Source organism: Mesorhizobium sp. M0615 (assembly GCF_040320805.1).
Taxonomy (GTDB): Bacteria; Pseudomonadota; Alphaproteobacteria; order Rhizobiales; family Rhizobiaceae; genus Mesorhizobium.
This window is the reverse complement of sequence record NZ_JAMYQI010000013.1, coordinates 144811-165550: the sequence shown is the minus strand read 5'-3', so window position 1 is coordinate 165550 and position 20740 is coordinate 144811. Positions and strand designations below refer to the sequence as shown.

Below are 20740 nucleotides of genomic sequence, written 5' to 3'. Positions count from 1 at the left end.
CGTGATTGCGCGGGGATCGAGGCCTGCCAGCACGGTTGCCCAAAAAAGAGAGGCCCGGAATAACCCGGGCCTCAAAGCGTGAACTCCTTTCGGGAGCGTCACGACGGGATGGGAGAATGCGGGGCGGCCGAAGCCGCCCCGCGGTGCTTACGAGTGGTAGGCCGCTTCGCCATGCGAAGTCAGGTCGAGGCCTTCGCGCTCGGCGTCGGCTGTCGGACGCAGACCGATGATCAAGTCGACAACCTTGTAGAGGATGGCGCTGCCGATGCCCGACCACAGCAGGGTTACCAGGACGCCTTTGCCCTGCGCCAGGAGCTGCGTGGCCGTGCCGGCATAGCCGGCGGCGAAGTCGGCCGTCGAATAGTCGACGATGCCGGCGCCGCCGAGGGCGGGATTGACCAGAATGCCAGTGCCGAGCGCACCGATGATGCCACCGACGCAGTGGACGCCGAAGACATCGAGGCTGTCATCATAGTCGAATGTGTTCTTCACCACCGAGACGAAGAAGTAGCAGACGAAGGTGGCGACGATGCCAAGCACGATAGCGCCCATCGGGCCCGCAAAACCTGCAGCCGGCGTAATCGCGACGAGGCCGGTGACGGCGCCCGAAACAGCGCCGAGCATGGAGGCTTTGCCGCGCAGCAGCGATTCAAGCACGATCCAGGCCACCGCCGCCGCCGCCGTGGCGACGAAGGTGTTGATCATGGCCAGCACCGCATAGGCGTTCGCTTCGAGGTTCGAACCGGCGTTGAAGCCGAACCAGCCGACCCACAGCAATGAAGCGCCGACCATGGTCAGCGTCATCGAGTGCGGCGCCATGATGTCCTTCTTGTAGCCGATGCGCTTGCCGATCATCAGCGCGCCGACGAGACCGGCAATGCCCGCATTGATGTGAACGACCGTGCCGCCGGCGAAGTCGATGGCGCCGAAGCTGAAGATCAGGCCGGACGGGTCGGCATAGGCGCTCGGGCCGCCCCAGAACCAGACCATGTGCGCGATCGGGAAGTAGATTAACGTCACCCATAGGATAACGAAAAGGATCAAGGCGGAGAATTTGACGCGTTCGGCGAATGCGCCGACGATCAGGGCGGGCGTGATGCAGGCGAAGGTCATCTGGAAGACGACGAACACCAGTTCAGGAATGGCGACGCCCTTGCTGAAGGTTTCCGAAAGCGTCGATACGTTGACGCCGGAGAGAAACATCTTCGAAAGGCCGCCGACGAAGGCGTTGCCCGGGGTGAAGGCGAGGCTGTAGCCGTAGAAGACCCAGATGATCATGACCACGCTGGTGATGGTGAAGACCTGCATCAGCACCGACAGCATGTTCTTGGTACGAACCAGGCCGCCGTAGAAAAGCGCAAGGCCGGGAATGGTCATCAACAGCACCAGCACGGTGGAAATCATCATCCACGTGGTGTCGCCCTTGTCGACGGTAAAAGCCGGCGCTGCTGGCGCTGCCGCCGCGACGGCGGGAGCCGCCTCCTGCGCGAAGGCAGCAACCGTGCCCAATGCTCCGAGCGCTAAGGAGCCCAGCAGCGCGGAGCGCGCCACTGACTTCAAGGTGGAAGGTATATTCATTGAACTCTCCATTGGAATACGTGTTCGCCGCTCAAAGTGCGTCGGTGTCTGTTTCGCCGGTACGGATGCGCACCGCCTGATCGATGCCGAAGACGAAGATCTTGCCGTCGCCGATCTGGCCGGTCTTGGCCGCCGCCGTGATGGCTTCGACGGCCTTGTCGACCAGGTCTGTGCTAACCGCGACTTCGATCTTGATTTTCGGCAGGAAACTGACCGCGTATTCCGCCCCGCGATAGATTTCCGTGTGTCCCTTCTGACGCCCGTAGCCTTTGACTTCGGTGACGGTCAGGCCCTGGATGCCGACGGCGGTGAGCGCTTCGCGCACCTCGTCGAGCTTGAACGGCTTGATGATTGCCATCACGATTTTCATAAGGTTTCACCCTTTGCTGTTGCGGTCCCCCGCGTTTGCACACCTTCACCGATCCCAAAAAGCCCGGAGAGTGCCCAACAGGATTCAAGCTCCGTGCCAGTTGCCGAAGCAGGTGTTAACTCATTGTAAACAAACGGATCGCTCGAGTCCCGGCGCCACGGTGCGCACTGTCAACCGACAGTCACTGATTAAAAAGTAGGCAATTTTTCGAAAATGCCTATTCCGCAGGCGGCCGCTTCAGCCGGATCAGGCCTTCCTGGGCAACCGAGGCGATCAGCGTGCCGCCGCGGGCAAACAGCGAACCGCGGGTGAAGCCGCGCGACCCCTGCGTCGACGGGCTGTCCTGCGTGTACAGGATCCAGTCATCGAGCGGATGGCTGCGATGGAACCACATCGCATGGTCGAGGCTCGCCGCCTGGATGTCGCGGTCGAAAATGGCGCGGCCGTGCGCAAAGGTCGAGGTGTCGAGCAGCGTCATGTCGGAGAGGTAGGCAAGCACCGCCGCCTGGATGCCGCGGTCGGCCGGCACCGGGCCGGTGGTGCGGATCCAGATGTTCTGCTGCGGCTCCAGCTTTTCGCGGCTGGTGTAATGCTTCAGCATCACCGGCTTCATCTCGATCGGCCGGTCACGCTCCCAGTAGCGCTTGATGCCGTCCGGCACCGCCTCGCGGAACTTGCCCAGCAATTCGCGCTGCGACAACAGGCTGTCGGGCGGCGGCACGTCGCGCGGCATCGGCAGCTGATGCTCAAGGCCAACCTCGTCCTGCTGGAACGAGGCTTCCAGCGAAAAGATCGCCTGGCCGTGCTGGATCGCCACCACGCGCCGCGTGGTGAAGGAGCCGCCATCGCGGATGCGGTCGACCTCGTAGACGATCGGCACCTTGGTGTCGCCGGGCCGCATGAAATAGCCGTGCAGCGAATGCACGTGGCGCTCGGGCTCGACGGTGCGCTGCGCGGCGACCAGCGCCTGGGCGATGGTCTGGCCGCCGAAAACGCGCTGCCAGTCGAGCTTGGGGCTGCGACCACGGTACAGATTGTGTTCCAGCTGCTCGAGGTCGAGAATGCTGAGAAGCTCGTCCATGGCCGCCGTCATGCTTCGTGACCTCGCCGTAAGATGCTATGGCGGTTTCCGACAGGAATGGCGGGCAGTCAAGGCCGGAATGCCCCAGTGGGCGGGGATGGTCGAGACTTCGAAAGGAATTGACATGGCGAACCGCAACCCGGACGCAAAAACCCCGCTCGACGTGCTGGTCGCTGGCGCCGGCTATGTCGGCCTCGCCGCCGCCGTGTCGCTGAAACAGGCGCGGCCGGGCCTCGCCGTGGCGGTCGTTGATGCTGCCCCCGCCGGCGTCTGGCAGAAGGACCGCCGCGCCTCGGCGATCGCCGCCGCCGCCTGCCGCATGTTCGACCAGCTCGGCGTCTGGCAGGAAATCGTCGGGCAATCGCAGGCGATCACCGAGATGATCGTCACCGATTCGCGGACCGCCGACCCGGTGCGTCCGGTGTTTCTCACCTTCGATGGCGAGGTCGCGCCGGGCGAACCGTTCGCCCACATGGTCGCCAACAAGGACCTGAACGGCGCCTTGCGCCGCCGCGCGCAAAAGCTCGGCATCGACATCATCGAAGGTGTCGCGGTCGCATCGTTCGACGGCAATGGCGCCGGCATCACCGTGCATCTGGCCGACGGCGCGGCGATTGAGGCGCGGCTGCTGGTCGCCGCCGACGGCGTCAATTCCAAATTGCGCGACATGGCCGGCATCAAGACGGTGAAATGGGAATATGGCCAGTCCGGCATCGTCTGCACGGTGGCGCATGAGCGCCCGCACAATGGCCGCGCCGAAGAGCATTTTCTGCCGGCCGGCCCGTTTGCAACGCTGCCGCTCAAGCCCACCGAGGACGGCACCAACCGTTCGTCGCTGGTCTGGGTCGAACGTTCCGAGGATGCCGAAAAGCTGGTCTCGGGCGACGACCTCGTCTTCGAGCAGGAGCTTGAATTGCGCTTCGGCCTGAAGCTCGGCGAAATCCGCGTCACCGACAAGCCGCGCGCCTGGCCGCTCGGCCTGACCATCGCGCGCGCCTTCGTCGCCCCGCGCATCGCGCTTGCCGGCGACGCCGCGCACGGCATCCACCCGATCGCCGGCCAGGGCCTCAATCTCGGCTTCAAGGATGTGGCGGCCCTTGCTGAAGTGGTGGTCGAGGCCGATCGCTTGGGACAGGATATCGGCGCGCTCGACGTGCTCGAGCGCTACCAGCAATGGCGCCGCTTCGACACGGTGCAGATGGGCGTCACCACAGATGTGCTGAACCGGCTGTTTTCCAACGACATCGGCCCGCTGCGCCAGCTCCGCGACATAGGCCTCGGCCTTGTCGAACGGATGCCCAGGCTGAAGGAGTTCTTCATCCGCCAGGCGTCGGGGTTGTCCAACGGCACACCACGGCTGCTCAAGGGTGAGGCGATTTAGGCCGGGAATGAGTGCCGCTTTGTCATAGACGCGGCTCGGCTCCTGACATCAGCCGCGCAATGTTGGCGCGGTGGCGCACGATCACGTAGATGCCGCCGGCGATGACCAGCAACCGGTAGGGCAATGGTTGTTCCATGCCGCCGACGAGGGCGATCGCGGTGAGCGCCGCCAGCATCGAACTCAGGGACACAATTCGGGAAACTGCCAACACCACGGCAAATGCCGTCGCCGCGCCTAGACCCACAGGCCAGGACATCGCCAACAAAACACCCAACCCCGTCGCAGCCGATTTGCCGCCGGTGAAATTCAGCCAGATCGAACGGCTATGCCCAAGCAAAACAGCGAGTCCGGCCAGGCATAGAACCCAAGGAACCCAAACGGGCATATCAGATATTGCCGACGGCGGCGTTGCGGAAGACCAGAAACAAAACCAACGGGCAAAGATGACCGCTGCCGCCCCTTTCAGCACGTCCACCAGAAGCACCACCAATTTTGGCCATTTCCCGAGTGTGCGCAATACATTTGTCGCACCGGTGGACTTGGAGCCGTGCTCCCGGATATCGATGCCCCTAAGCAGTTTCCCCGCCAGATAGCCGGCAGGCGTAGAGCCGATAAGGTAAGCGGCAGCCGATCCTACCACGCTCGCTATCCAGAATGACATGCGCCTGGGCTGTTTCTCAGTTGACCTCAAACCCCAGCTTCTGCCGCAGTCGCAGCATGCGTTGGTCGGCGACCTTGAAACTCTGCTCGCCGCTCTTGGCAACACGATCCAGCATCTGCAGCAGGTCTTCGCGCTCATGCGGATCGAGGCGCTCGCGCAGGAAGGGCGCCAGCTTGTCGATGACGATCGTCGTGTCGTCGATCTGCGCCGCGGCCCATTTGGCGTAGACGACGGCTTCATCGGTCTTCTTCTGGTTGTCCGCAATCTGCGAGATCACCTCGCGGATGACCGTTTCGCGCTTCGGCAGGATCGGGCCGTGCTCCGCTGCCAGTGCGGTGATCAGCGTTGCCGCCGCCACCACCGGATCGTCGATCGCCGTCAGCGGCGACAGCGCCGCCTGCTTGCGCAGCTTCTTGCGCCTTATGTTGCCCTGAACGCGGCCGACGACGTCGGCGACCTCGCGCGCGGCTTCGTTCATGGCCTTCATGCGATACCACCAGAACGCCCCGGCTCCCAGCACGCCGAGAATAGCAATCAGGAAAGGCATGTCGAATTCCCCCGAAAATTGCGGCGACGATAGGAGAACTCCGGCGTTGCTTCAACACGCAGAATTGTATCTGATGAGAAAACAGAGCTGGCCCCCTAATCATCCAGACGCCGAGACCGGACGTCCTGGGTTCAGGTCGCTCGTCACGGGCATCTGATGGTGCAACCGCTTAGCGATAACGCCGACTTCGCATCGAGCGCGGTGCCCATCATGACGATCCGTTCGGCCACTGCAATGCGGCTGTCCGCGCGGTGACGCCGGCCTGGGACGATCCGATGTTCCACCCGTTTCTCTACGGGTCGGGGCATGGGGCGGAATACCGCGCCGGCTTCTACGGCCTTGCCGGCTGGCATAGGGAAGGCCATATGCTGCGCGCGCTGTTCGAGGGCGTGATGTTCGAGCATAGGCGCCACATCAATGTCCTGAAGGACGCCGGTGTCAGCTTCGACAAGGCGGTCCTGTCCGGCGGCGGCTCGCGCAGCGAGCACTGGCCGCAAATCTTCGCCGACGGGCTTGGGGTGCCGATCACCGTGCCTGTGGCGCGCGAGACCGGCGCGCTTGGCGCGGCAATCGGCGCCGGGGTCGCGGCCGGCCTGTTCGCCGACTATGAGGCCGGCGTCGACGCCATGACCCGGTCAAGCGCCGCCTATCGTCCGAACCCGGCCATGCAGGACCATTACAACAGGCGTTATCGCGCCTATTGCGGCCTTGCCGATACGCTGCGATCGTTCTGGGACGAACAGGCGGCAGAACCGAGTAGAACACCGCCGAGTAAACCACCGCAATGACCCAACGGCTCGATGGCGACTACGACTACATCATCGTCGGCGCAGGCACGGCGGGCTGCGTGCTGGCCAATCGGCTGAGCGAAAACCCGGCGACGCGCGTGCTGCTGCTTGAGGCCGGCGGCAGCGACAATTATCACTGGGTGCATATCCCGGTCGGCTATCTCTATTGCATCGGCAATCCGCGCACCGACTGGATGATGAAGACTGCCCCCGAAGCCGGCCTGAACGGCCGCTCGCTGGTCTATCCCCGGGGCAAGGTGTTGGGCGGCTGCACCTCGGTCAACGGCATGATCTACATGCGGGGACAGGCGGCGGACTATGATGGCTGGCGGCAGATGGGCAATGTCGGCTGGGGCTGGGACGATGTGCTGCCCTATTTCCTCAAATCCGAGGACCATCATGGCGGCAAGACCGAGCTGCACGGTTCCGGCGGCGAATGGAAAGTGGCGCGGCAACGCCTGTCCTGGCCGATCCTGAACACCGTGCAGGAGGCGGCCAAGGAATTCGGCATCATGCCGCGCGAGGATTTCAACGACGGCGACAATGAGGGGTCCGGCTTCTTCGAAGTCAACCAGAGCAAGGGCGTGCGCTGGAACACAGCCAAGGCATTCTTGCGCCCGGCGCTGCGACGGCCGAACCTCAGGCTGGTCGTCAACGCGCATGTCGAGACGGTGTTGTTCGAGGGCAAGCGTGCTATCGGCGTTTGTTATCGCGTCGGCGGCCAAACCATCGAGGCAAAGGCCAGGAGCGAGGTGCTGCTGACCGCCGGCTCGATCAACACGCCGAAACTGCTGGAGCTTTCCGGGGTCGGCGAGCCGGATCGCCTCGCCGCGCTCGGCATCGATGTGGTTCACGCCAGCCCCGATGTCGGCGAGAACCTTCAGGACCATCTGCAGATCCGCACTGTCTACAAAGTGTCGTCGGCGCTGACGCTCAACACGCTAGCCAACAGCCTGAGCGGCAAGGCGAAGATCGCGCTGCAATATGCCTTTGGCCGCTCGGGACCGATGTCGATGGCGCCGAGCCAGTTCGGCATGTTCTCGAAATCCGATCCGTCGATGGCGACGCCGGACCTGGAGTACCACGTCCAGCCCTTGTCTACCGACCGGCTGGGCGACCCGCTGCACCCGTTCCCGGCAATCACCATGTCGGTCTGCAATCTGCGGCCCGAGAGCGTCGGCTCGGTGCACGCTACGACGCGCGAGCTGGCCGTGCAGCCGGAGATCCGGCTGAACTACCTCTCTACGGCGCGCGACCGCGAGATCGCGCTGCGTTCGGTGCGCCAGGCGCGCAGCATCATGACCGCCAAGGCTCTTGCCGGCTTCCATCCGGAAGAAATCCTGCCTGGTCTCGCCCACCAGTCGGACGAGGACCTGCTGCACCAGATCGGCTCGATCGCGACGACCATCTTCCACCCGGTCGGCACCTGTAGGATGGGTGTCGATGGCCGCGCCGTCGTCAGCCCGGACCTGCGCGTGACCGGTGTCGAGGGCCTGCGCGTCGTCGACGCCTCGATCATGCCGCGCATCGTCTCCGGCAACACCGCCTCGCCAGTGGTGATGATCGCCGAGAAGGCGGCGGATATGATCCGCCGGCCTGCATGACGTCGCCGCCGCCTATGACCCCGGCACGTCGTAGATCGCCCTGACTTCGACGGTGCCGATTTCGGCCAGCGGAATTTTGCCGGCGATCTCCAGCGCCTTGTCGAGAGTGTCGGCTTCGATCATGACGAAACCAAGCAACTGCTCCTTGGTTTCGGCAAACGGACCGTCAGTGATCAGCCGCTTGCCTTGGCGCCGCCGCACCGTCTTCGACGTCTTCACCGATTGCAGCGCCTGCGCGATGATCAGCTTGCCTTGCTGGTCCAATGACCGATCATAGGCCATCGAATCGGCGTCGAGCTTGGCCAGACGCTCCGGCGTCATGGCATGGAGGTCCTTTTCCTCGCCGTAGACCAGACAGACATATTTCATTTCCAGCTCCCTTGCTGTGACGAAGCATATGCGATCACGGCGCCGGCGGCATCCCTGCCGGCAGCAGCGTGGTCGAGCACGCAGACCGCAATGCCGATCACAGTGACCGCAGCAAGCAGCCGGCCGAAGCCGGAAGGTCGCGAGCAGTCGATCTCGTGTAGACGCGCGCTTTTGTCGGCGTCGTTCCAATGGGCAGAAAACAGATTGTTCATCTTGGATCTCCATCCGCCACGAGAATCCGTGGACGCTCGCAGGACGGCCGGCGCCGATGCAAGTCGACATTTTTGCACGCACATTTTTTCAGAAAAAATTTGCAGGGCACGCCGGCGTCGCATCCCGCCGAAACAGCGCGGTGGTCTTCCCCTGCCGCCGCGCTATAGTTGGAGGGAACGCCGCGTGGCCGGCGCTGTCGCTGTAATCAAGGAGAATTTTATGGACCGCACCGCAAACGCCGTCTGGAAAGGCAATCTGAAGGAAGGCAAGGGCACGCTCGACAGCCAGAGCGGCACCTTGAAGGGCACGCCCTATTCGTTCAAGGCTCGCTTCGAGGACGAGAGCGGCAAATCCGGCACCAATCCCGAAGAGTTGATCGCGGCGGCACACGCCGGCTGCTACGCCATGCAGCTGTCGCATTTCCTGGCCGAGAACGGCACGCCCGCCACTGAACTCGACGCCAAGGCGGTGGTGACGCTGGTCCCCGGCACCGGCATCACCGGCAGCGCCATCACCCTGATCGGCAAGGTACCGGGCATCGATGCGGCGAAGTTCAAGGAATTGGCCGAGAAGGCCAAGGCCGAATGCCCGGTTTCGAAGGCGCTCGGCGCCATCAAAGTGTCGCTCGACGCGAAACTGGGGTGATCCGCCGATTTTGCCCGGGGTAGCGATCCTTCGCGCCCCCCTCTGCCCTGCCGGGCATCTCCCGGGGAGATTGGAAGCTCGGTAGCTGGCACTCTTCTTTCGACGTTCGTAATTGGCGAAGGCCGGCGTGACATCTGATCTCCCCACTTGAGGGGGAGATGGCCGGCAGGCCAGAGGGGGGTGCTGTCCCGCCGACGTCTCGGATACTATTGGGCGCCCAGCGCATCAAGCCGGGCGCGAAGGGCGGCGACTTCCTGCTCCAGAGCCTCCAATCTTGCTTCCAGGTCGGAAGCAGGCAAGGCCGGCGCACTCCGCTGCATCGATAACGCCGCGACGTCCACCGGTCCTGCGAGCAGATGCATAAAACGGTCCTCGCGCTGCCCCGGCCCGCGCGGTATTTCCTGGATCAGCGGCGGTCGGCGGCCGATCAGCATGTCGAGTTCAGCGCGCAGGTCTTCGATCGACGAAAACCGCGCCATGCGCTCAGCTCGCGCCAGCAACTCATGCGCCGTCTGCGGCCCGCGCAGCAAAAGCAGGCCGATCACCGCAGTCTGCGGCCTAGTCAGCGAGAAGCGCTGCGCCATCTGATGCTCATAGCGCTCGACGCGCGAGCCGAACATCTGACGCACCAGCCCCTTCTGCTCGAGCAGCTTCAGCGTCCGATGCACCTCTGTCGGCTCGAGCGCCATCACAGGCTCGCGCGCCGTCTTCTGGTTGGCGGCTGCAAGTGCTGCATTCAGCGTCAGCGGATAGACATCCGGCGTCAGCTCCTTCTTCTCGATCAGGCAGCCGAGCACACGGGCTTCGACGGGATTGAGAATGGGAAGGTCATCGCTCATTGAAGTTCAGCCTCCCGGCGGTAAAATTCGGTTGCAAGGGCATGTTTGCGCGCTTGGCCGGCTTTGTCCCTGACGGGGCCGACTAGGTTCATTTCGTGGTGACCATAGCGGGCTTCGAGATAGCGCGCGATTGCGGTCGGGATGAGGCCCGAGCCCATCTCCCGCGTCCGGCTTTTGCGCTCGATCAGGCCGCGGATTTCGTCGCTGGCTTGAGCCGGTATCTCGGTCTGATCGAGGCATTCGCCAAGGTTCATCGGCGGCAGGCTGGCAAAGCCGCGCTGTTCCATCCAGTCGAGCGCCACGAGCGGGCGGATCAGATAGAACAGCTTCTTCAGCTTCACCTCGCCGGAGAAACTGCCGATCTTGGCGACATGCGAACGCGCAAGGCCGAGATAGTGGTGCGATACCTTCGCCGGATCGACGATCTCGGCCAGCAAATCGAGAAGGCGCTGGCGAAACCCCGAAACCTCCTCATAGACGATCGGCGACTTCGCCCATTCGACTATGACGGCATTGCCGCCAAGCGCCAGCAGCAACGCCTTGCGCAGATCCCAGCCGCCGGCATCGATCTCGCCTTCGATCGGATACTCGATCACATCGCGCGCCTGCTGCAGCACGAGGTGATCGGTTACCGGTCTGATATAGACAAAGCGGCAGTCATAATCGCTGTCGGGAGACGGAAACCCCCAGGCGCGGCTGCCGCTTTCGATGGCAAACAGGATTTTTACAGGCTGGCTTCGCACCAGATCAAGGCGGGCGCGCAGCGCCGCGACGGCGTCCGGCGAAAAGTCGGCGGGTAGCGGTGGCGTCAGACTCTGCGCTCCACCATCATCTTCTTGATCTCGGCAATCGCCTTGGCCGGGTTGAGCCCCTTCGGGCAGGTCTGGGCGCAGTTCATGATGGTGTGGCAGCGGTAGAGCCGGAACGGGTCTTCGAGATCGTCGAGCCGTTCGCCCGTGGCTTCGTCGCGGCTGTCGATCAGCCAGCGATAGGCCTGCAGCAGCGTCGCCGGGCCGAGATAGCGGTCGCCGTTCCACCAATAGCTCGGGCACGAGGTCGAGCAGCAGGCGCATAGGATGCACTCGTAGAGCCCGTCGAGCTTTTCGCGGTCCTCATGGCTCTGCAGCCATTCCTTGGCTGGCTCTGGCGACACTGTCTTCAGCCATGGCTGGATCGAGGCGTGCTGGGCGTAGAAATTGGTGAGGTCGGGCACCAGGTCCTTGACCACCTGCATATGCGGCAGCGGGTAGACTTTGACGGCGCCGGAAATGTCGTCGCAGCCCTTGGTGCAGGCCAGCGTGTTGGAGCCATCGATGTTCATGGCGCAGGAGCCGCAAATGCCTTCGCGGCAGGAGCGGCGCAACGCCAGCGTCGGGTCGATCTTGTTCTTGATCCAGAGCAGCGCGTCGAGCACCATCGGCCCACAATCGTCCATGTCGACGAAATAGGTGTCGATGCGCGGGTTCTCGTCATCGTCGGGCGACCAGCGGTAGATGCGGTATTCCCGCAGGTTGGTGGCGCCCTCCGGCTTCGGCCAGGTCTTGCCCGGCTGCACCTTGGAGTTCTTGGGAAGCGTGAGTTCGACCATTACCTCTGGTCCTTTCGGATGACGGGCTTCGGCACCATGGTCAGTACACCCTGGCCTTCGGCGCGATCTTGGCAAGGCTGATGCCGCCGTCCTTTTCCGCCACCAGCGGCTCGGTGTGCACGGGACGATAGCTGAGGCTCACCTGGCCGTCCTCGCTTAGCCGAGCCAGCGTATGCTTGCGCCAGACAATGTCGTCGCGGGCCGAAAAATCTTCGCGCGCATGCGCGCCGCGGCTCTCCTTGCGCGCCTCGGCGCCGTAGACCGTGGTGATGGCGTTGGCCATCAGATTTTCCAGCTCCAGCGTCTCGACCAGATCGGAATTCCAGATCGTCGAACGGTCGGAGACTTTCAGGTCCTTGAGCTCGGTCCATATCTGCGAAATGCGCTTGCAGCCGTTTTCGAGTGACTCCTGTGTGCGGAACACGGCCGCGTCTTCCTGCATCGCCTTCTGCATTTTCTCACGCAGAACGGCGGTTGGCGTCGACCCATTGGCGTGGCGCAGCCGGTCGAAGCGATCCATGATCTTTTCGACCGAGGCTTCGTTGGGCGAAGGGATCGCCGAATTACGGTCGATGACCTGGCCGGCGCGGATTGCGGCGGCGCGGCCGAACACCACCAGATCGATCAACGAGTTCGAGCCCAGCCGGTTGGCGCCGTGCACGGAGGCACAGCCGGCCTCGCCGACCGCCATCAGCCCGGGTGACACCCGGTCAGGATTCTCGACCGTCGGGTTCAGCACCTCGCCCCAGTAATTGGTCGGCACGCCGCCCATATTGTAGTGCACCGTCGGCAGCACCGGGATCGGCTCCTTGGTCAGGTCGACGCCGGCGAAAATCCTGGCCGATTCCGAAATGCCCGGCAGCCGCTCATGCAGCACGGCCGGATCGAGATGATCGAGATGCAGGAAAATATGGTCCTTGTTCTTGCCGACCCCGCGGCCTTCGCGGATCTCCAGCGTCATGCAACGCGAGACGACGTCGCGCGAGGCCAGGTCCTTGGCCGACGGCGCGTAGCGTTCCATGAAGCGCTCGCCCTCGGAATTGACGAGATAGCCGCCCTCGCCGCGCGCGCCTTCGGTGATCAGGCAGCCGGCGCCATAGATGCCGGTCGGATGAAACTGCACGAACTCCATATCCTGCAGCGGGAAGCCGGCCCGTGCCGCCATGCCGCCGCCGTCGCCTGTACAGGTGTGCGCCGACGTCGCCGAGAAATAGGCGCGGCCATATCCGCCGGTCGCCAGCACCACCATCTTGGCGGAGAAGCGATGGATGGTGCCGTCGTCGAGGTTCCAGGCGACGACGCCGGTGCAGGTGCCGTCCGGTTCCATGATCAGGTCGAGCGCAAAATACTCGATGAAGAACTGTGCATTGTTCTTCAGCGACTGGCCGTAGAGCGTGTGCAGGATGGCGTGACCGGTGCGGTCGGCGGCAGCACAGGTGCGCTGCACCGGCGGGCCATCGCCATAATTCATCATGTGTCCGCCGAACGGCCGCTGGTAGATCTTGCCCTCTTCGGTGCGCGAGAACGGCACGCCGTAATGCTCGAGCTCGTAGACCGCCGCCGGTGCCTCGCGCACCAGATATTCCATGGCGTCGACGTCGCCCAGCCAGTCCGAACCCTTGACGGTGTCGTACATGTGCCACTGCCAGGAGTCCGGACCCATGTTGGACAGCGACGCGGCAATGCCGCCTTGTGCCGCCACCGTGTGCGAGCGGGTCGGGAACACTTTGGTGATGCAGGCCGTGCGCAGGCCCTGCTCGGCCATGCCGAGCGTGGCGCGCAGGCCGGCGCCGCCGGCGCCGACGACCACCACGTCGAACTTGTGGTCGACAAAGGTATAGCCGGTGGCCGATTTCGCGTCCTTGGACAAATCAGCCTCCGAATGCCAGTTTGAGCAGGGCGAAGATCGAGGCGACGCCGACCGCTATGGTGAAAAACGTGCTGAGTGCGATCAGCGCCAGCTTCATGCCTTCGGCATGCACGTAATCCTCGATAATGACCTGCATGCCGACACGCATATGGGTGAGACCGGAAACGAGCACCAGCGCCAACACCAGCGCCACGAACGGACTGGCGAGCGCCGCCCGCACCTCGGCGAAGCCGGCGCCATTGAGCGCGATCAGGAACCCGACGAAGAACAGTATCAGCGGGATGTTGGCAATGGCCGTCAGCCGCTGTCGCCAGAAATGCCCGGTGCCTTCGCGGGCCGAGCCCAGACCGCGGACCTTGGCCAGCGGCGTGCGCATATCGTTGTTGTTCGTGCCGCTCATCACAAGGTTCCCCGCGCCATGTAGCCGGCGACCCAGATCAGCAGCGTGAGCAGGATGGAACCGGCGAGCGTCGCCCAGGCGATCTTCGATGCCGTGTGTTTCTCCAGCCCGGCGCCGGTGTCCCAGACGAGATGGCGCACGCCGCCCAGCATGTGGTGCATCAGCGCCCAGGTGTAGCCGAACAGGATGAGCCGGCCGAGCCAGGTGCCGAAGGCCCAGTTGATCCAATCGAAAGCGCCTTGCGAACTCGCCGCCGCCATCAGCCACGCGGCGACCAGCAGCGTGCCGAAATACAGCGCCCCGCCAGTGATGCGGTGAATGATCGACATCGTCATGGTGATCGGTGGGCGGTAAATCGTCAGGTGCGGCGAGAGCGGCCGTTCACGTCTGGCGGTTCGGGTGGCTGGTGATTTGCTCATGGCTGCCCCAGTTCGATGTCCGGAGCCGCGGTGGAAAGCGGCACTTACCGCCTCGATATATGACTTCAGACAGCCGGTTTCTAATGCTCTTTTTGCACCGCGTCAAAGCCGGAAAATCGTTTTGAAAACGTCATTTAGTCTGACAAAAGGCTGCTGTTTCGCTTCAATCGATTTGGCCACCGTCGAAAGCCGGCGCACCGTTCGCTGCAGTGCGGCATTTCCTTTGCAATCGACGCCAGGCTATCGTTTGCAGGTCTGTGGTGTCGAGCCCCTCTTCATCACCAGCGCCTCGCGCGCGTCGATCACGATTGCGTCATGCGACGCGGCTTCCTGGTAGCGGCTGGACTGGTTGGCGGGTGATGCGGCAAACTCCTCGGTCGTGCCATCGGGCCTGACAACGCGCAACGCCGTGCCGAGGTTCTGGATGGTGATCATGCCGCCATTGCCGCATCTGTAAGTTGCCGTGCCGACAGCAGACCGCGGCGCGGTAAGGTCGGTGACGATCTTGGCTGAAGGTGCGGCAGGCGCTGTCGGAGCCGTTGCGGAAGCCGGGGGCGCCACAGGTGCGGCGGACTGCTTAGCCGGCACGGGCGCGACAGTGGGTGGTACGGTATTCACCGCCGTCGGCGCGCCGTTCTGCGGCACGCAGGCTGCGGCAGTCAGCAAGGGGATCGACAACAGCGTCACCCGAAACGTCCGGCGTAACGCCATATGCTGTCCTCCTGCGCGGCTAACTAGCCGCGATGTTCCACCAAGATCAAGCTCACCCCACGTCAGCGTAGTTGTGTGCGTCGCGGCCGATGGTGCGGGCAAGCATGGCCGAATGATGACGCCCAGGTTTCCATCCCGTCGGATATTAACCATGTTTGGCGAGAGATCGCCGCCGGATGCGCCTGCCCTCTTAACAAAGGTTAAGAACAGGTTAATTTCCGATTCGACCGGGTCCACAGCAGAGAGGACACCATGCTTTCGAATTCAGGAAGAGCGCGCCTTGCGGCGCTTGTGCTGGCGACAGCCAGTCTCGGCTTCGCCGCCCCGGCAATGGCCTGGTCGCGCCATCATGACCGCGTCTATGCCGATTCCCTGGGCAATCTCGTCATCGACAGCGCCGCCGGCTACAAGCGCATCATTGTCGGCCAAGGCAGGCTGGCCAAGAAATTGTCCGACTACACCAGCGCCGGGCAGCCGGAAGCGGAACCGGAAGTCCTTTATGAAGACGAGGCGGATCACATCTCCAGGCGTGGCTGCTACCAGCCGCCGGTGTTCGTGAAGGGCCGCTCCTATATGTACGGCCTCTCCGATGGCGAAATGCCCAACCTCAGCCCTTGCCGCTGATGATCCGGCACGGCCGAGAGGCCGTTTAAGCGAGACGCTAACCGACGCTGCCTGTATCCGGGATGAACACCGTTTCCGCCCGCTCATAGGACAATCGCACACTGTCGCGGCCGTTCTTCTTGGCCTTGTAGAGCGCTTCGTCGGCGCGCCGCATCAGCGGCTCCAGCCCTTCGTCGCCGGTGCGCGCCGCGACGCCGAAGCTCGCGGTCACCCTGGTGCCCGGCGGCAACCCGTCGACACTGCCGGCCGAATAGTGCGTGCGCACGGCTTCGGCAAACAGCCGCGCCGTGGCAAGATCGCTCAGCGACAGAAGCACAGCGAACTCCTCGCCGCCGATGCGGCCGGCAACCGCACGCGTGCCGGCGGCCGCGCGAAGCTTGGCGGCGAAGTCGGCGATCACCTGGTCGCCCGCGGCATGTCCGTATTTGTCGTTGAGCGCCTTGAAGTGATCGAGATCGGCCAGCACCAGCGCGACCGGCACCTTGGTAACAGCGCAATGCTGCAGCACCAGCAAGGCGCGCTCCTCGAAACCCCTGCGGTTGAGCAGGCCAGACAGCGGATCGGTGTGCGTCTCGGTCTTCAGCGCCTTCATCACGTCGAGCGCAGCTGCCGAGAACAGGCAGAGCGCGATCAGCAACGACAGCAGCGCGTGCGTCAAAAGCGCCGTCGTCCAGTAGGACGAGCCATAAAACCCGTCATAGCTGGTGAACGGCCCGTGCCAGATGACGACGAGCAGCGTGCGGCCGATGAAGTTCAGCCCGGACAGCAGCGACAATACGAACAGGATTTTTTCCGTCGGGCCGTTCTTGCGCACGGCACGCAGCTCGGCTGCGACCAGCAGGCTGAGGCCACCAAAGCCGAAATTGATCGACAGGATGCGCCAAGTTAGGTCCGGCTGGACGAACAGGAACCAGGAGAATGCGACCATCCCGCCACCCGCCAGAATGCCGATCGCGATATAGGGCACGCGCCTGCCGTAGCGCGAGATGATCGCACCGACGAGGCAGCAGGCGGCGAGCGTGAAGCAGAGGTTGGAGACCAGCTTGGTCAGCACCATGCCGCCGGGCAGCGTGAAATACTGCAGCAGGAAGCCGGGCGCGGACACGCAATAGCTCGTGCCGAGCACAGCCAGATAGGGCCGGTGGCGCTGGTAGAACCACAGCACGAGGAACGCCGCGCCGAGCGCCAGCGCGATCGTCGGATTGAGCAGCGCTATGAACAGGCCGGTGTCCAAAGGACGGTGACTTCCCCGCTTGACGTCAGGGAAGACCTTAGAGCGCAAGCCCCAACAAGCGGTTAAGCCGGGACGAATATGCAAGTCGCCACTGATGAAGCTGCTGCACGGAACCGGGACCTGAGGCAGGCGTTTCGTGACAGCAATCAAGGAGAAGTTATTCATGGCCGACACGATCACGCTGACCGACCACGAAGCAATTCGCTCATGGGCCGCAGGGCGCGCCGGATTTCCGGCGATCGTCGATGTATCGCCCGAAACCGGAACGCAGCCGTTGCTGAGGCTCGTCTTCGGCCAGCACGCCTATCAGGACCAGGATCAACCTGAACGCCCGATCAACGCAGGCGGCTACGAGCTGGTCGAATGGGACGAGTGGTTCAAGATCTTCGACGAGCGCGAACTGGCGCTGGTGGTCGCGGCCGACGAACCCGGCAGCCGGGAGGAATTTCATGAAATCATCCGGCGTGCCGGCTAGGGCATATACCCCAAGGGTCTTAGAGCGGCGCGCATTAAACAAAACCCCGAACGGTTTTGCCGTTCGGGGTTTGCATAAGCTCAGATCAGGCTTGAAACAGTCTGCGCTATTTCCAGTCGCGGATGTCGACGAAATGGCCGGCGATCGCCGCCGCCGCCGCCATCGCCGGCGACACCAGATGGGTGCGGCCCTTGAAGCCTTGCCGGCCCTCGAAATTGCGGTTCGAGGTCGAGGCGCAGCGCTCATGCGGCTTCAGCCGGTCGTCGTTCATGGCCAGGCACATCGAGCAGCCCGGCTCGCGCCAGTCGAAACCGGCGGCAATGAAGATCTTGTCGAGACCCTCGGCCTCCGCCTGTTCCTTGACCAGACCGGAGCCCGGCACGATCATCGCATCGACATGCGCACTCACCGTCTTGCCTTCGACCACCTTGGCCACCGCACGCAGATCCTCGATGCGGCCATTGGTGCAGGAGCCGATGAAGACGCGGTCGAGCGTGATGTCGGTGATCTTCGTGCCCGGCGTCAGCCCCATATAGTCGAGCGCGCGGATCTTTGACGTCCGCTTGTTCTCGTCCGTGATCTCTTCCGGATCGGGAACGACGCCCTGCACCGAAACGACGTCCTCGGGCGAGGAACCCCAGGAGACGATCGGCGGCAGCTTGGCCGCGTCGAGCACGATCACCTTGTCGAAATGCGCGCCCTCGTCGGACTGCAGCGTCTTCCAGTATTCGAGCGCGGCGTCCCACGACGCGCCCTTCGGCGCGCGCGGCTTGTCTTTGACATAGGCGAAGGTGGTTTCGTCGGCCGCGATCAGGCCGGCGCGCGCGCCGCCCTCGATCGACATGTTGCAGATCGTCATGCGGCCTTCCATCGACAGCGCGCGGATCGCCTCGCCGGCATATTCGATGACATAGCCGGTGCCGCCGGCAGTGCCGATCTCGCCGATGATGGCGAGGATAATGTCCTTGGCGGTGACGCCTTCCGGCAGCACGCCGTCGACGCGCACCAGCATGTTCTTGGCCTTGCGCTGGATCAGCGTCTGGGTCGCCAGCACATGCTCGACCTCGGAGGTGCCGATGCCATGTGCCAATGCGCCGAAGGCGCCATGCGTCGAGGTGTGGCTGTCGCCGCAGACGATCGTCATGCCAGGCAGCGTGAAGCCCTGCTCCGGCCCGATGATGTGGACGATGCCCTGGCGGATATCGTTTTCGGAGTAATATTCGACGCCGAAATCCCTAGCGTTCTTGGCCAAGGCCTCGACCTGGATGCGGCTTTCCTCGTTCTTGATGCCGAATTTGCGCTCCGGCGAGGTCGAGACATTATGATCGACCACGGCCAGCGTCTTTTCCGGATGCCGGACTTTTCTGCCGGTCATGCGCAGACCTTCGAAGGCCTGCGGGCTGGTCACTTCATGGACGAGATGGCGGTCGATGTAGAGCAGGCAGGTGCCATCGTCCTGGCGGTCGACGACGTGGTCGTCGAATATCTTGTCGTAGAGGGTGCGCGGTGCGCTCATGTGCGTAAATCCGTCGATTTGCAAAAAAGGGGAGGGGCAGACGCGCCTAAGCCTTCGGCCCAGCGAAAGCGGCTTAGCTAAGTCGGCTGGTGAGCGCGCCGGAAATGCGCGAAGAGAAACGCGACGGCAGGCGTTTTCTGTCCTGCAGCACGAAACCCTTATAGGCCGGATCGCCAAAAAGCTCTTCCATGGCGTGGCTCATACCAATGTTTTGGCTTTTCGGCAATTGCGGCGTGTTTTCCCTTCTCCCCTTGTAAGAGAAGGGGAAGGGGCGGCGCTCAAAGCACCTCGAACACAAAAGTCTTTACCAACGCATCCGGCTCGGCGATCGCATAGCAGCGGAACCATGGGCTTTGCTCGACCGGCCGCCATTTCCCGGCCCGTTCCAACTCATCGAACACGTCCTGGAAGCCGCCGCTGTCAAACACCTGGTCGCGCACGGTGAAGATGGCGTGGCCGCCTTTTCTGGTGATGCGGACAAGCTCGTGCAGGCCGGACGCCGGCGCATGGCTGATGGTGAACACGCCAGTCGAGAAGAAGGCGCGGAAATGCCCGTCCGGCCAGGGCAGCGGCCCGCCGAGCATTGCCTGCTTCAGATCGCCATAGGCATTGCGGCTGCCGGCGATCTTCAGCATGTCGTCGGAGAGGTCGAGCCCGGCAATGTCGTGATAACCCAGCGCCTTCAATGACGGGCCCGACAGGCCGGTGCCGCAGCCGGCGTCGAGCAGCGGGCCTTCACCCACCTTCACATGGCGCGCCACCCAGGCGGTGATCAGGAACGGCAGCAGATAGCCGAGCGAAGCGGTCTCGCCGTCATAGGTCGCGGCCCAGTCTGCATAGGCCTTGGCCAGCCCTTCCGGCGTGTCGGCCGAATAGACGGTACCCAGCGCCGCATTGGCCTTGTCGATCGTCATCGCCTGCATCCTCCGGAATCCTGTCCTCCGCGATCGTAGCCGTGCCCGCGTCGGACTTCTATTCCTGCTGCGCCCGCCGCAGTCGTTGCTCCAGCCCCCGCAGCGCCAGCGACAGGCTGACGGTGAGGATGAGATAGATATAGGCGACGATCGAATAGGTCTCGAAGAAGCGGAACGAGCCGGCGGCGTAGATCTTGCCCATCTGCGTGATGTCGGCGACGCCGAGCACCGAGACCAGCGAGGAATCCTTGACCATGGCGACGAAGTCATTGCCGAGCGGCGGCAGGATGGTGCGGATCGCCTGTGGGAACACGATCAGCCGGAAGCGCTGCGTGCGCGTCAGCCCGAGCGCCTTGGCAGCCTCGATCTGGCCTTTCTCGACCGACTGGATGCCGGCGCGGAAGACCTCGGAGATGAAGGCGGAATAACCGATGGTCAGCGCCATGATTGCACGCCACAACAGCGACACGTCGCGCACCAAAAGCTCGCCGAGATAGCCGGCGTTTTGCAGCGGCGCGGTCAGCGCATTCCACGCAGCCACGAAGGCCGGCGCGCCGGCGAAGGCGATCCAGAACAACAGCACCAGGATCGGCACGCCGCGGATGATCTCGACATAGAAACGAGCGATCTGCCTGAGCCAACGCGACCCCGACAACCCCATCAGCGCAATGCCGAGCCCGACGGCGGAAGCCAGCGCGAAGGCGACCACGGTGACAAGAATGGTGATGCCGATGCCTTTGGCGACGGTGGCAAAAACCTGGGCGTAGAGATCGCTGGCGGCAATGGAGAGCGCAGCGACGACGGCGAGCGCGATCGCGGCGGCAAGCCACCAGGGGAAATCGGATTTTGGGGTTGAGGCGTGGGGCGTGGCCATCAGGGCGCTTCACCCTCCCCCTTGTGGGGAGGGTCGGCG

At 63.6% G+C, this 20740-nt stretch carries 23 protein-coding genes and 1 pseudogene; 6 read left to right on the top strand and 18 right to left on the bottom strand.

The genetic code is table 11. The features are described from left to right. Positions 1–147 precede the first annotated feature (147 nt). The 3 genes from NKI46_RS23565 to tesB form a co-directional block, all read right to left on the bottom strand. Entirely contained in the window at positions 148–1596 is a 1449-nt protein-coding gene (locus tag NKI46_RS23565; protein ID WP_373420142.1) for an ammonium transporter, read from the bottom strand. Between the two features lie 13 nt (positions 1597–1609). Continuing rightward, complete coding sequence (locus NKI46_RS23560; protein WP_023670499.1) at positions 1610–1948, bottom strand: P-II family nitrogen regulator; 339 nt, start codon at positions 1946–1948, stop codon at positions 1610–1612. Between the two features lie 217 nt (positions 1949–2165). Next, complete coding sequence (gene tesB / locus NKI46_RS23555) at positions 2166–3041, bottom strand: acyl-CoA thioesterase II (protein WP_352748132.1); 876 nt, start codon at positions 3039–3041, stop codon at positions 2166–2168. A gap of 112 nt (positions 3042–3153) precedes the next feature. On the opposite strand from tesB, the gene NKI46_RS23550 reads away from it, so the two are divergent. After that, positions 3154–4410 carry a ubiquinone biosynthesis hydroxylase gene (locus NKI46_RS23550; protein ID WP_352748129.1) on the top strand — a complete coding sequence of 419 codons (1257 nt, stop codon included), beginning with the start codon at positions 3154–3156 and terminating at the stop codon, positions 4408–4410. 22 nt (positions 4411–4432) lie between these two features. On the opposite strand, the gene plsY is transcribed toward NKI46_RS23550, so the two are convergent. Together plsY and NKI46_RS23540 are read right to left on the bottom strand one after the other, a co-directional pair. After that, positions 4433–5071 carry a glycerol-3-phosphate 1-O-acyltransferase PlsY gene (gene plsY / locus NKI46_RS23545; RefSeq protein ID WP_352748126.1) on the bottom strand — a complete coding sequence of 213 codons (639 nt, stop codon included), beginning with the start codon at positions 5069–5071 and terminating at the stop codon, positions 4433–4435. 16 nt (positions 5072–5087) lie between these two features. Beyond that, positions 5088–5618 (bottom strand): hypothetical protein, encoded by a 531-nt coding sequence (locus tag NKI46_RS23540; RefSeq protein WP_023670503.1) that lies wholly within the window; start codon positions 5616–5618, stop codon positions 5088–5090. Between the two features lie 197 nt (positions 5619–5815). On the opposite strand from NKI46_RS23540, the pseudogene NKI46_RS23535 reads away from it, so the two are divergent. Both NKI46_RS23535 and NKI46_RS23530 read left to right on the top strand, forming a co-directional pair. Continuing rightward, positions 5816–6406, top strand: a pseudogene (locus tag NKI46_RS23535) (FGGY-family carbohydrate kinase); the annotation flags it as partial. Then, complete coding sequence (locus NKI46_RS23530; protein ID WP_023737986.1) at positions 6403–8010, top strand: GMC family oxidoreductase; 1608 nt, start codon at positions 6403–6405, stop codon at positions 8008–8010. The pseudogene NKI46_RS23535 and the gene NKI46_RS23530, both read left to right, overlap by 4 nt. Positions 8011–8022: 12 nt before the next feature. On the opposite strand, the gene NKI46_RS23525 is transcribed toward NKI46_RS23530, so the two are convergent. Both NKI46_RS23525 and NKI46_RS23520 read right to left on the bottom strand, forming a co-directional pair. After that, positions 8023–8379 carry a YciI family protein gene (locus NKI46_RS23525; RefSeq protein ID WP_023698373.1) on the bottom strand — a complete coding sequence of 119 codons (357 nt, stop codon included), beginning with the start codon at positions 8377–8379 and terminating at the stop codon, positions 8023–8025. After that, the gene (locus tag NKI46_RS23520; RefSeq protein WP_023737987.1) at positions 8376–8591 is read right to left on the bottom strand and encodes a hypothetical protein; all 216 of its coding nucleotides are present in this window, start codon (positions 8589–8591) and stop codon (positions 8376–8378) included. Before NKI46_RS23520 ends, NKI46_RS23525 begins: the two co-directional genes overlap by 4 nt. Positions 8592–8811: 220 nt before the next feature. On the opposite strand from NKI46_RS23520, the gene NKI46_RS23515 reads away from it, so the two are divergent. Further along, positions 8812–9237 carry an OsmC family protein gene (locus NKI46_RS23515; RefSeq protein ID WP_023726055.1) on the top strand — a complete coding sequence of 142 codons (426 nt, stop codon included), beginning with the start codon at positions 8812–8814 and terminating at the stop codon, positions 9235–9237. 206 nt (positions 9238–9443) lie between these two features. Here the strand turns inward: NKI46_RS23515 and NKI46_RS23510 are convergent, their stop codons facing one another. The 7 genes from NKI46_RS23510 to NKI46_RS23480 form a co-directional block, all read right to left on the bottom strand. Then, positions 9444–10076 (bottom strand): YceH family protein, encoded by a 633-nt coding sequence (locus NKI46_RS23510; RefSeq protein ID WP_023737988.1) that lies wholly within the window; start codon positions 10074–10076, stop codon positions 9444–9446. Next, positions 10073–10819, bottom strand: a complete 747-nt coding sequence (locus NKI46_RS23505; protein ID WP_023737989.1) for a nucleotidyltransferase domain-containing protein — start codon at positions 10817–10819, stop codon at positions 10073–10075. Before NKI46_RS23505 ends, NKI46_RS23510 begins: the two co-directional genes overlap by 4 nt. A gap of 65 nt (positions 10820–10884) precedes the next feature. Then, positions 10885–11664 carry a succinate dehydrogenase iron-sulfur subunit gene (locus tag NKI46_RS23500; protein ID WP_023670510.1) on the bottom strand — a complete coding sequence of 260 codons (780 nt, stop codon included), beginning with the start codon at positions 11662–11664 and terminating at the stop codon, positions 10885–10887. Between the two features lie 40 nt (positions 11665–11704). Next, a complete protein-coding gene (sdhA, locus tag NKI46_RS23495) occupies positions 11705–13534 on the bottom strand; it encodes a succinate dehydrogenase flavoprotein subunit (RefSeq protein ID WP_352748120.1) in 1830 nt (609 codons plus the stop codon). A 1-nt stretch (position 13535) separates the two neighbouring features. Beyond that, complete coding sequence (sdhD, locus tag NKI46_RS23490; protein ID WP_023683885.1) at positions 13536–13934, bottom strand: succinate dehydrogenase, hydrophobic membrane anchor protein; 399 nt, start codon at positions 13932–13934, stop codon at positions 13536–13538. Beyond that, positions 13934–14353, bottom strand: a complete 420-nt coding sequence (sdhC, locus tag NKI46_RS23485) for a succinate dehydrogenase, cytochrome b556 subunit (protein WP_023683884.1) — start codon at positions 14351–14353, stop codon at positions 13934–13936. Before sdhC ends, sdhD begins: the two co-directional genes overlap by 1 nt. Positions 14354–14593: 240 nt before the next feature. Further along, positions 14594–15064 carry a hypothetical protein gene (locus NKI46_RS23480; protein ID WP_352748117.1) on the bottom strand — a complete coding sequence of 157 codons (471 nt, stop codon included), beginning with the start codon at positions 15062–15064 and terminating at the stop codon, positions 14594–14596. Between the two features lie 252 nt (positions 15065–15316). On the opposite strand from NKI46_RS23480, the gene NKI46_RS23475 reads away from it, so the two are divergent. Further along, the gene (locus tag NKI46_RS23475) at positions 15317–15688 is read left to right on the top strand and encodes a hypothetical protein (protein WP_023687709.1); all 372 of its coding nucleotides are present in this window, start codon (positions 15317–15319) and stop codon (positions 15686–15688) included. Between the two features lie 37 nt (positions 15689–15725). Here NKI46_RS23475 and NKI46_RS23470 read toward each other — a convergent pair whose 3' ends face one another. After that, entirely contained in the window at positions 15726–16922 is a 1197-nt protein-coding gene (locus tag NKI46_RS23470; RefSeq protein WP_352520161.1) for a GGDEF domain-containing protein, read from the bottom strand. Positions 16923–17085: 163 nt separating this feature from the next. Here NKI46_RS23470 and NKI46_RS23465 point away from each other — a divergent pair, with 163 nt between their 5' ends. After that, positions 17086–17397 carry a hypothetical protein gene (locus NKI46_RS23465; RefSeq protein ID WP_352520162.1) on the top strand — a complete coding sequence of 104 codons (312 nt, stop codon included), beginning with the start codon at positions 17086–17088 and terminating at the stop codon, positions 17395–17397. Between the two features lie 106 nt (positions 17398–17503). Here the strand turns inward: NKI46_RS23465 and leuC are convergent, their stop codons facing one another. The 3 genes from leuC to NKI46_RS23450 all read right to left on the bottom strand — a co-directional run bounded on the left by leuC (position 17504) and on the right by NKI46_RS23450 (position 20701). Next, positions 17504–18913 carry a 3-isopropylmalate dehydratase large subunit gene (gene leuC, locus NKI46_RS23460; protein ID WP_023683880.1) on the bottom strand — a complete coding sequence of 470 codons (1410 nt, stop codon included), beginning with the start codon at positions 18911–18913 and terminating at the stop codon, positions 17504–17506. Positions 18914–19191: 278 nt separating this feature from the next. Continuing rightward, positions 19192–19827 (bottom strand): class I SAM-dependent DNA methyltransferase, encoded by a 636-nt coding sequence (locus NKI46_RS23455; protein ID WP_023687706.1) that lies wholly within the window; start codon positions 19825–19827, stop codon positions 19192–19194. A 58-nt stretch (positions 19828–19885) separates the two neighbouring features. Then, the gene (locus NKI46_RS23450) at positions 19886–20701 is read right to left on the bottom strand and encodes an amino acid ABC transporter permease (protein WP_352748112.1); all 816 of its coding nucleotides are present in this window, start codon (positions 20699–20701) and stop codon (positions 19886–19888) included. Positions 20702–20740 lie beyond the last annotated feature (39 nt).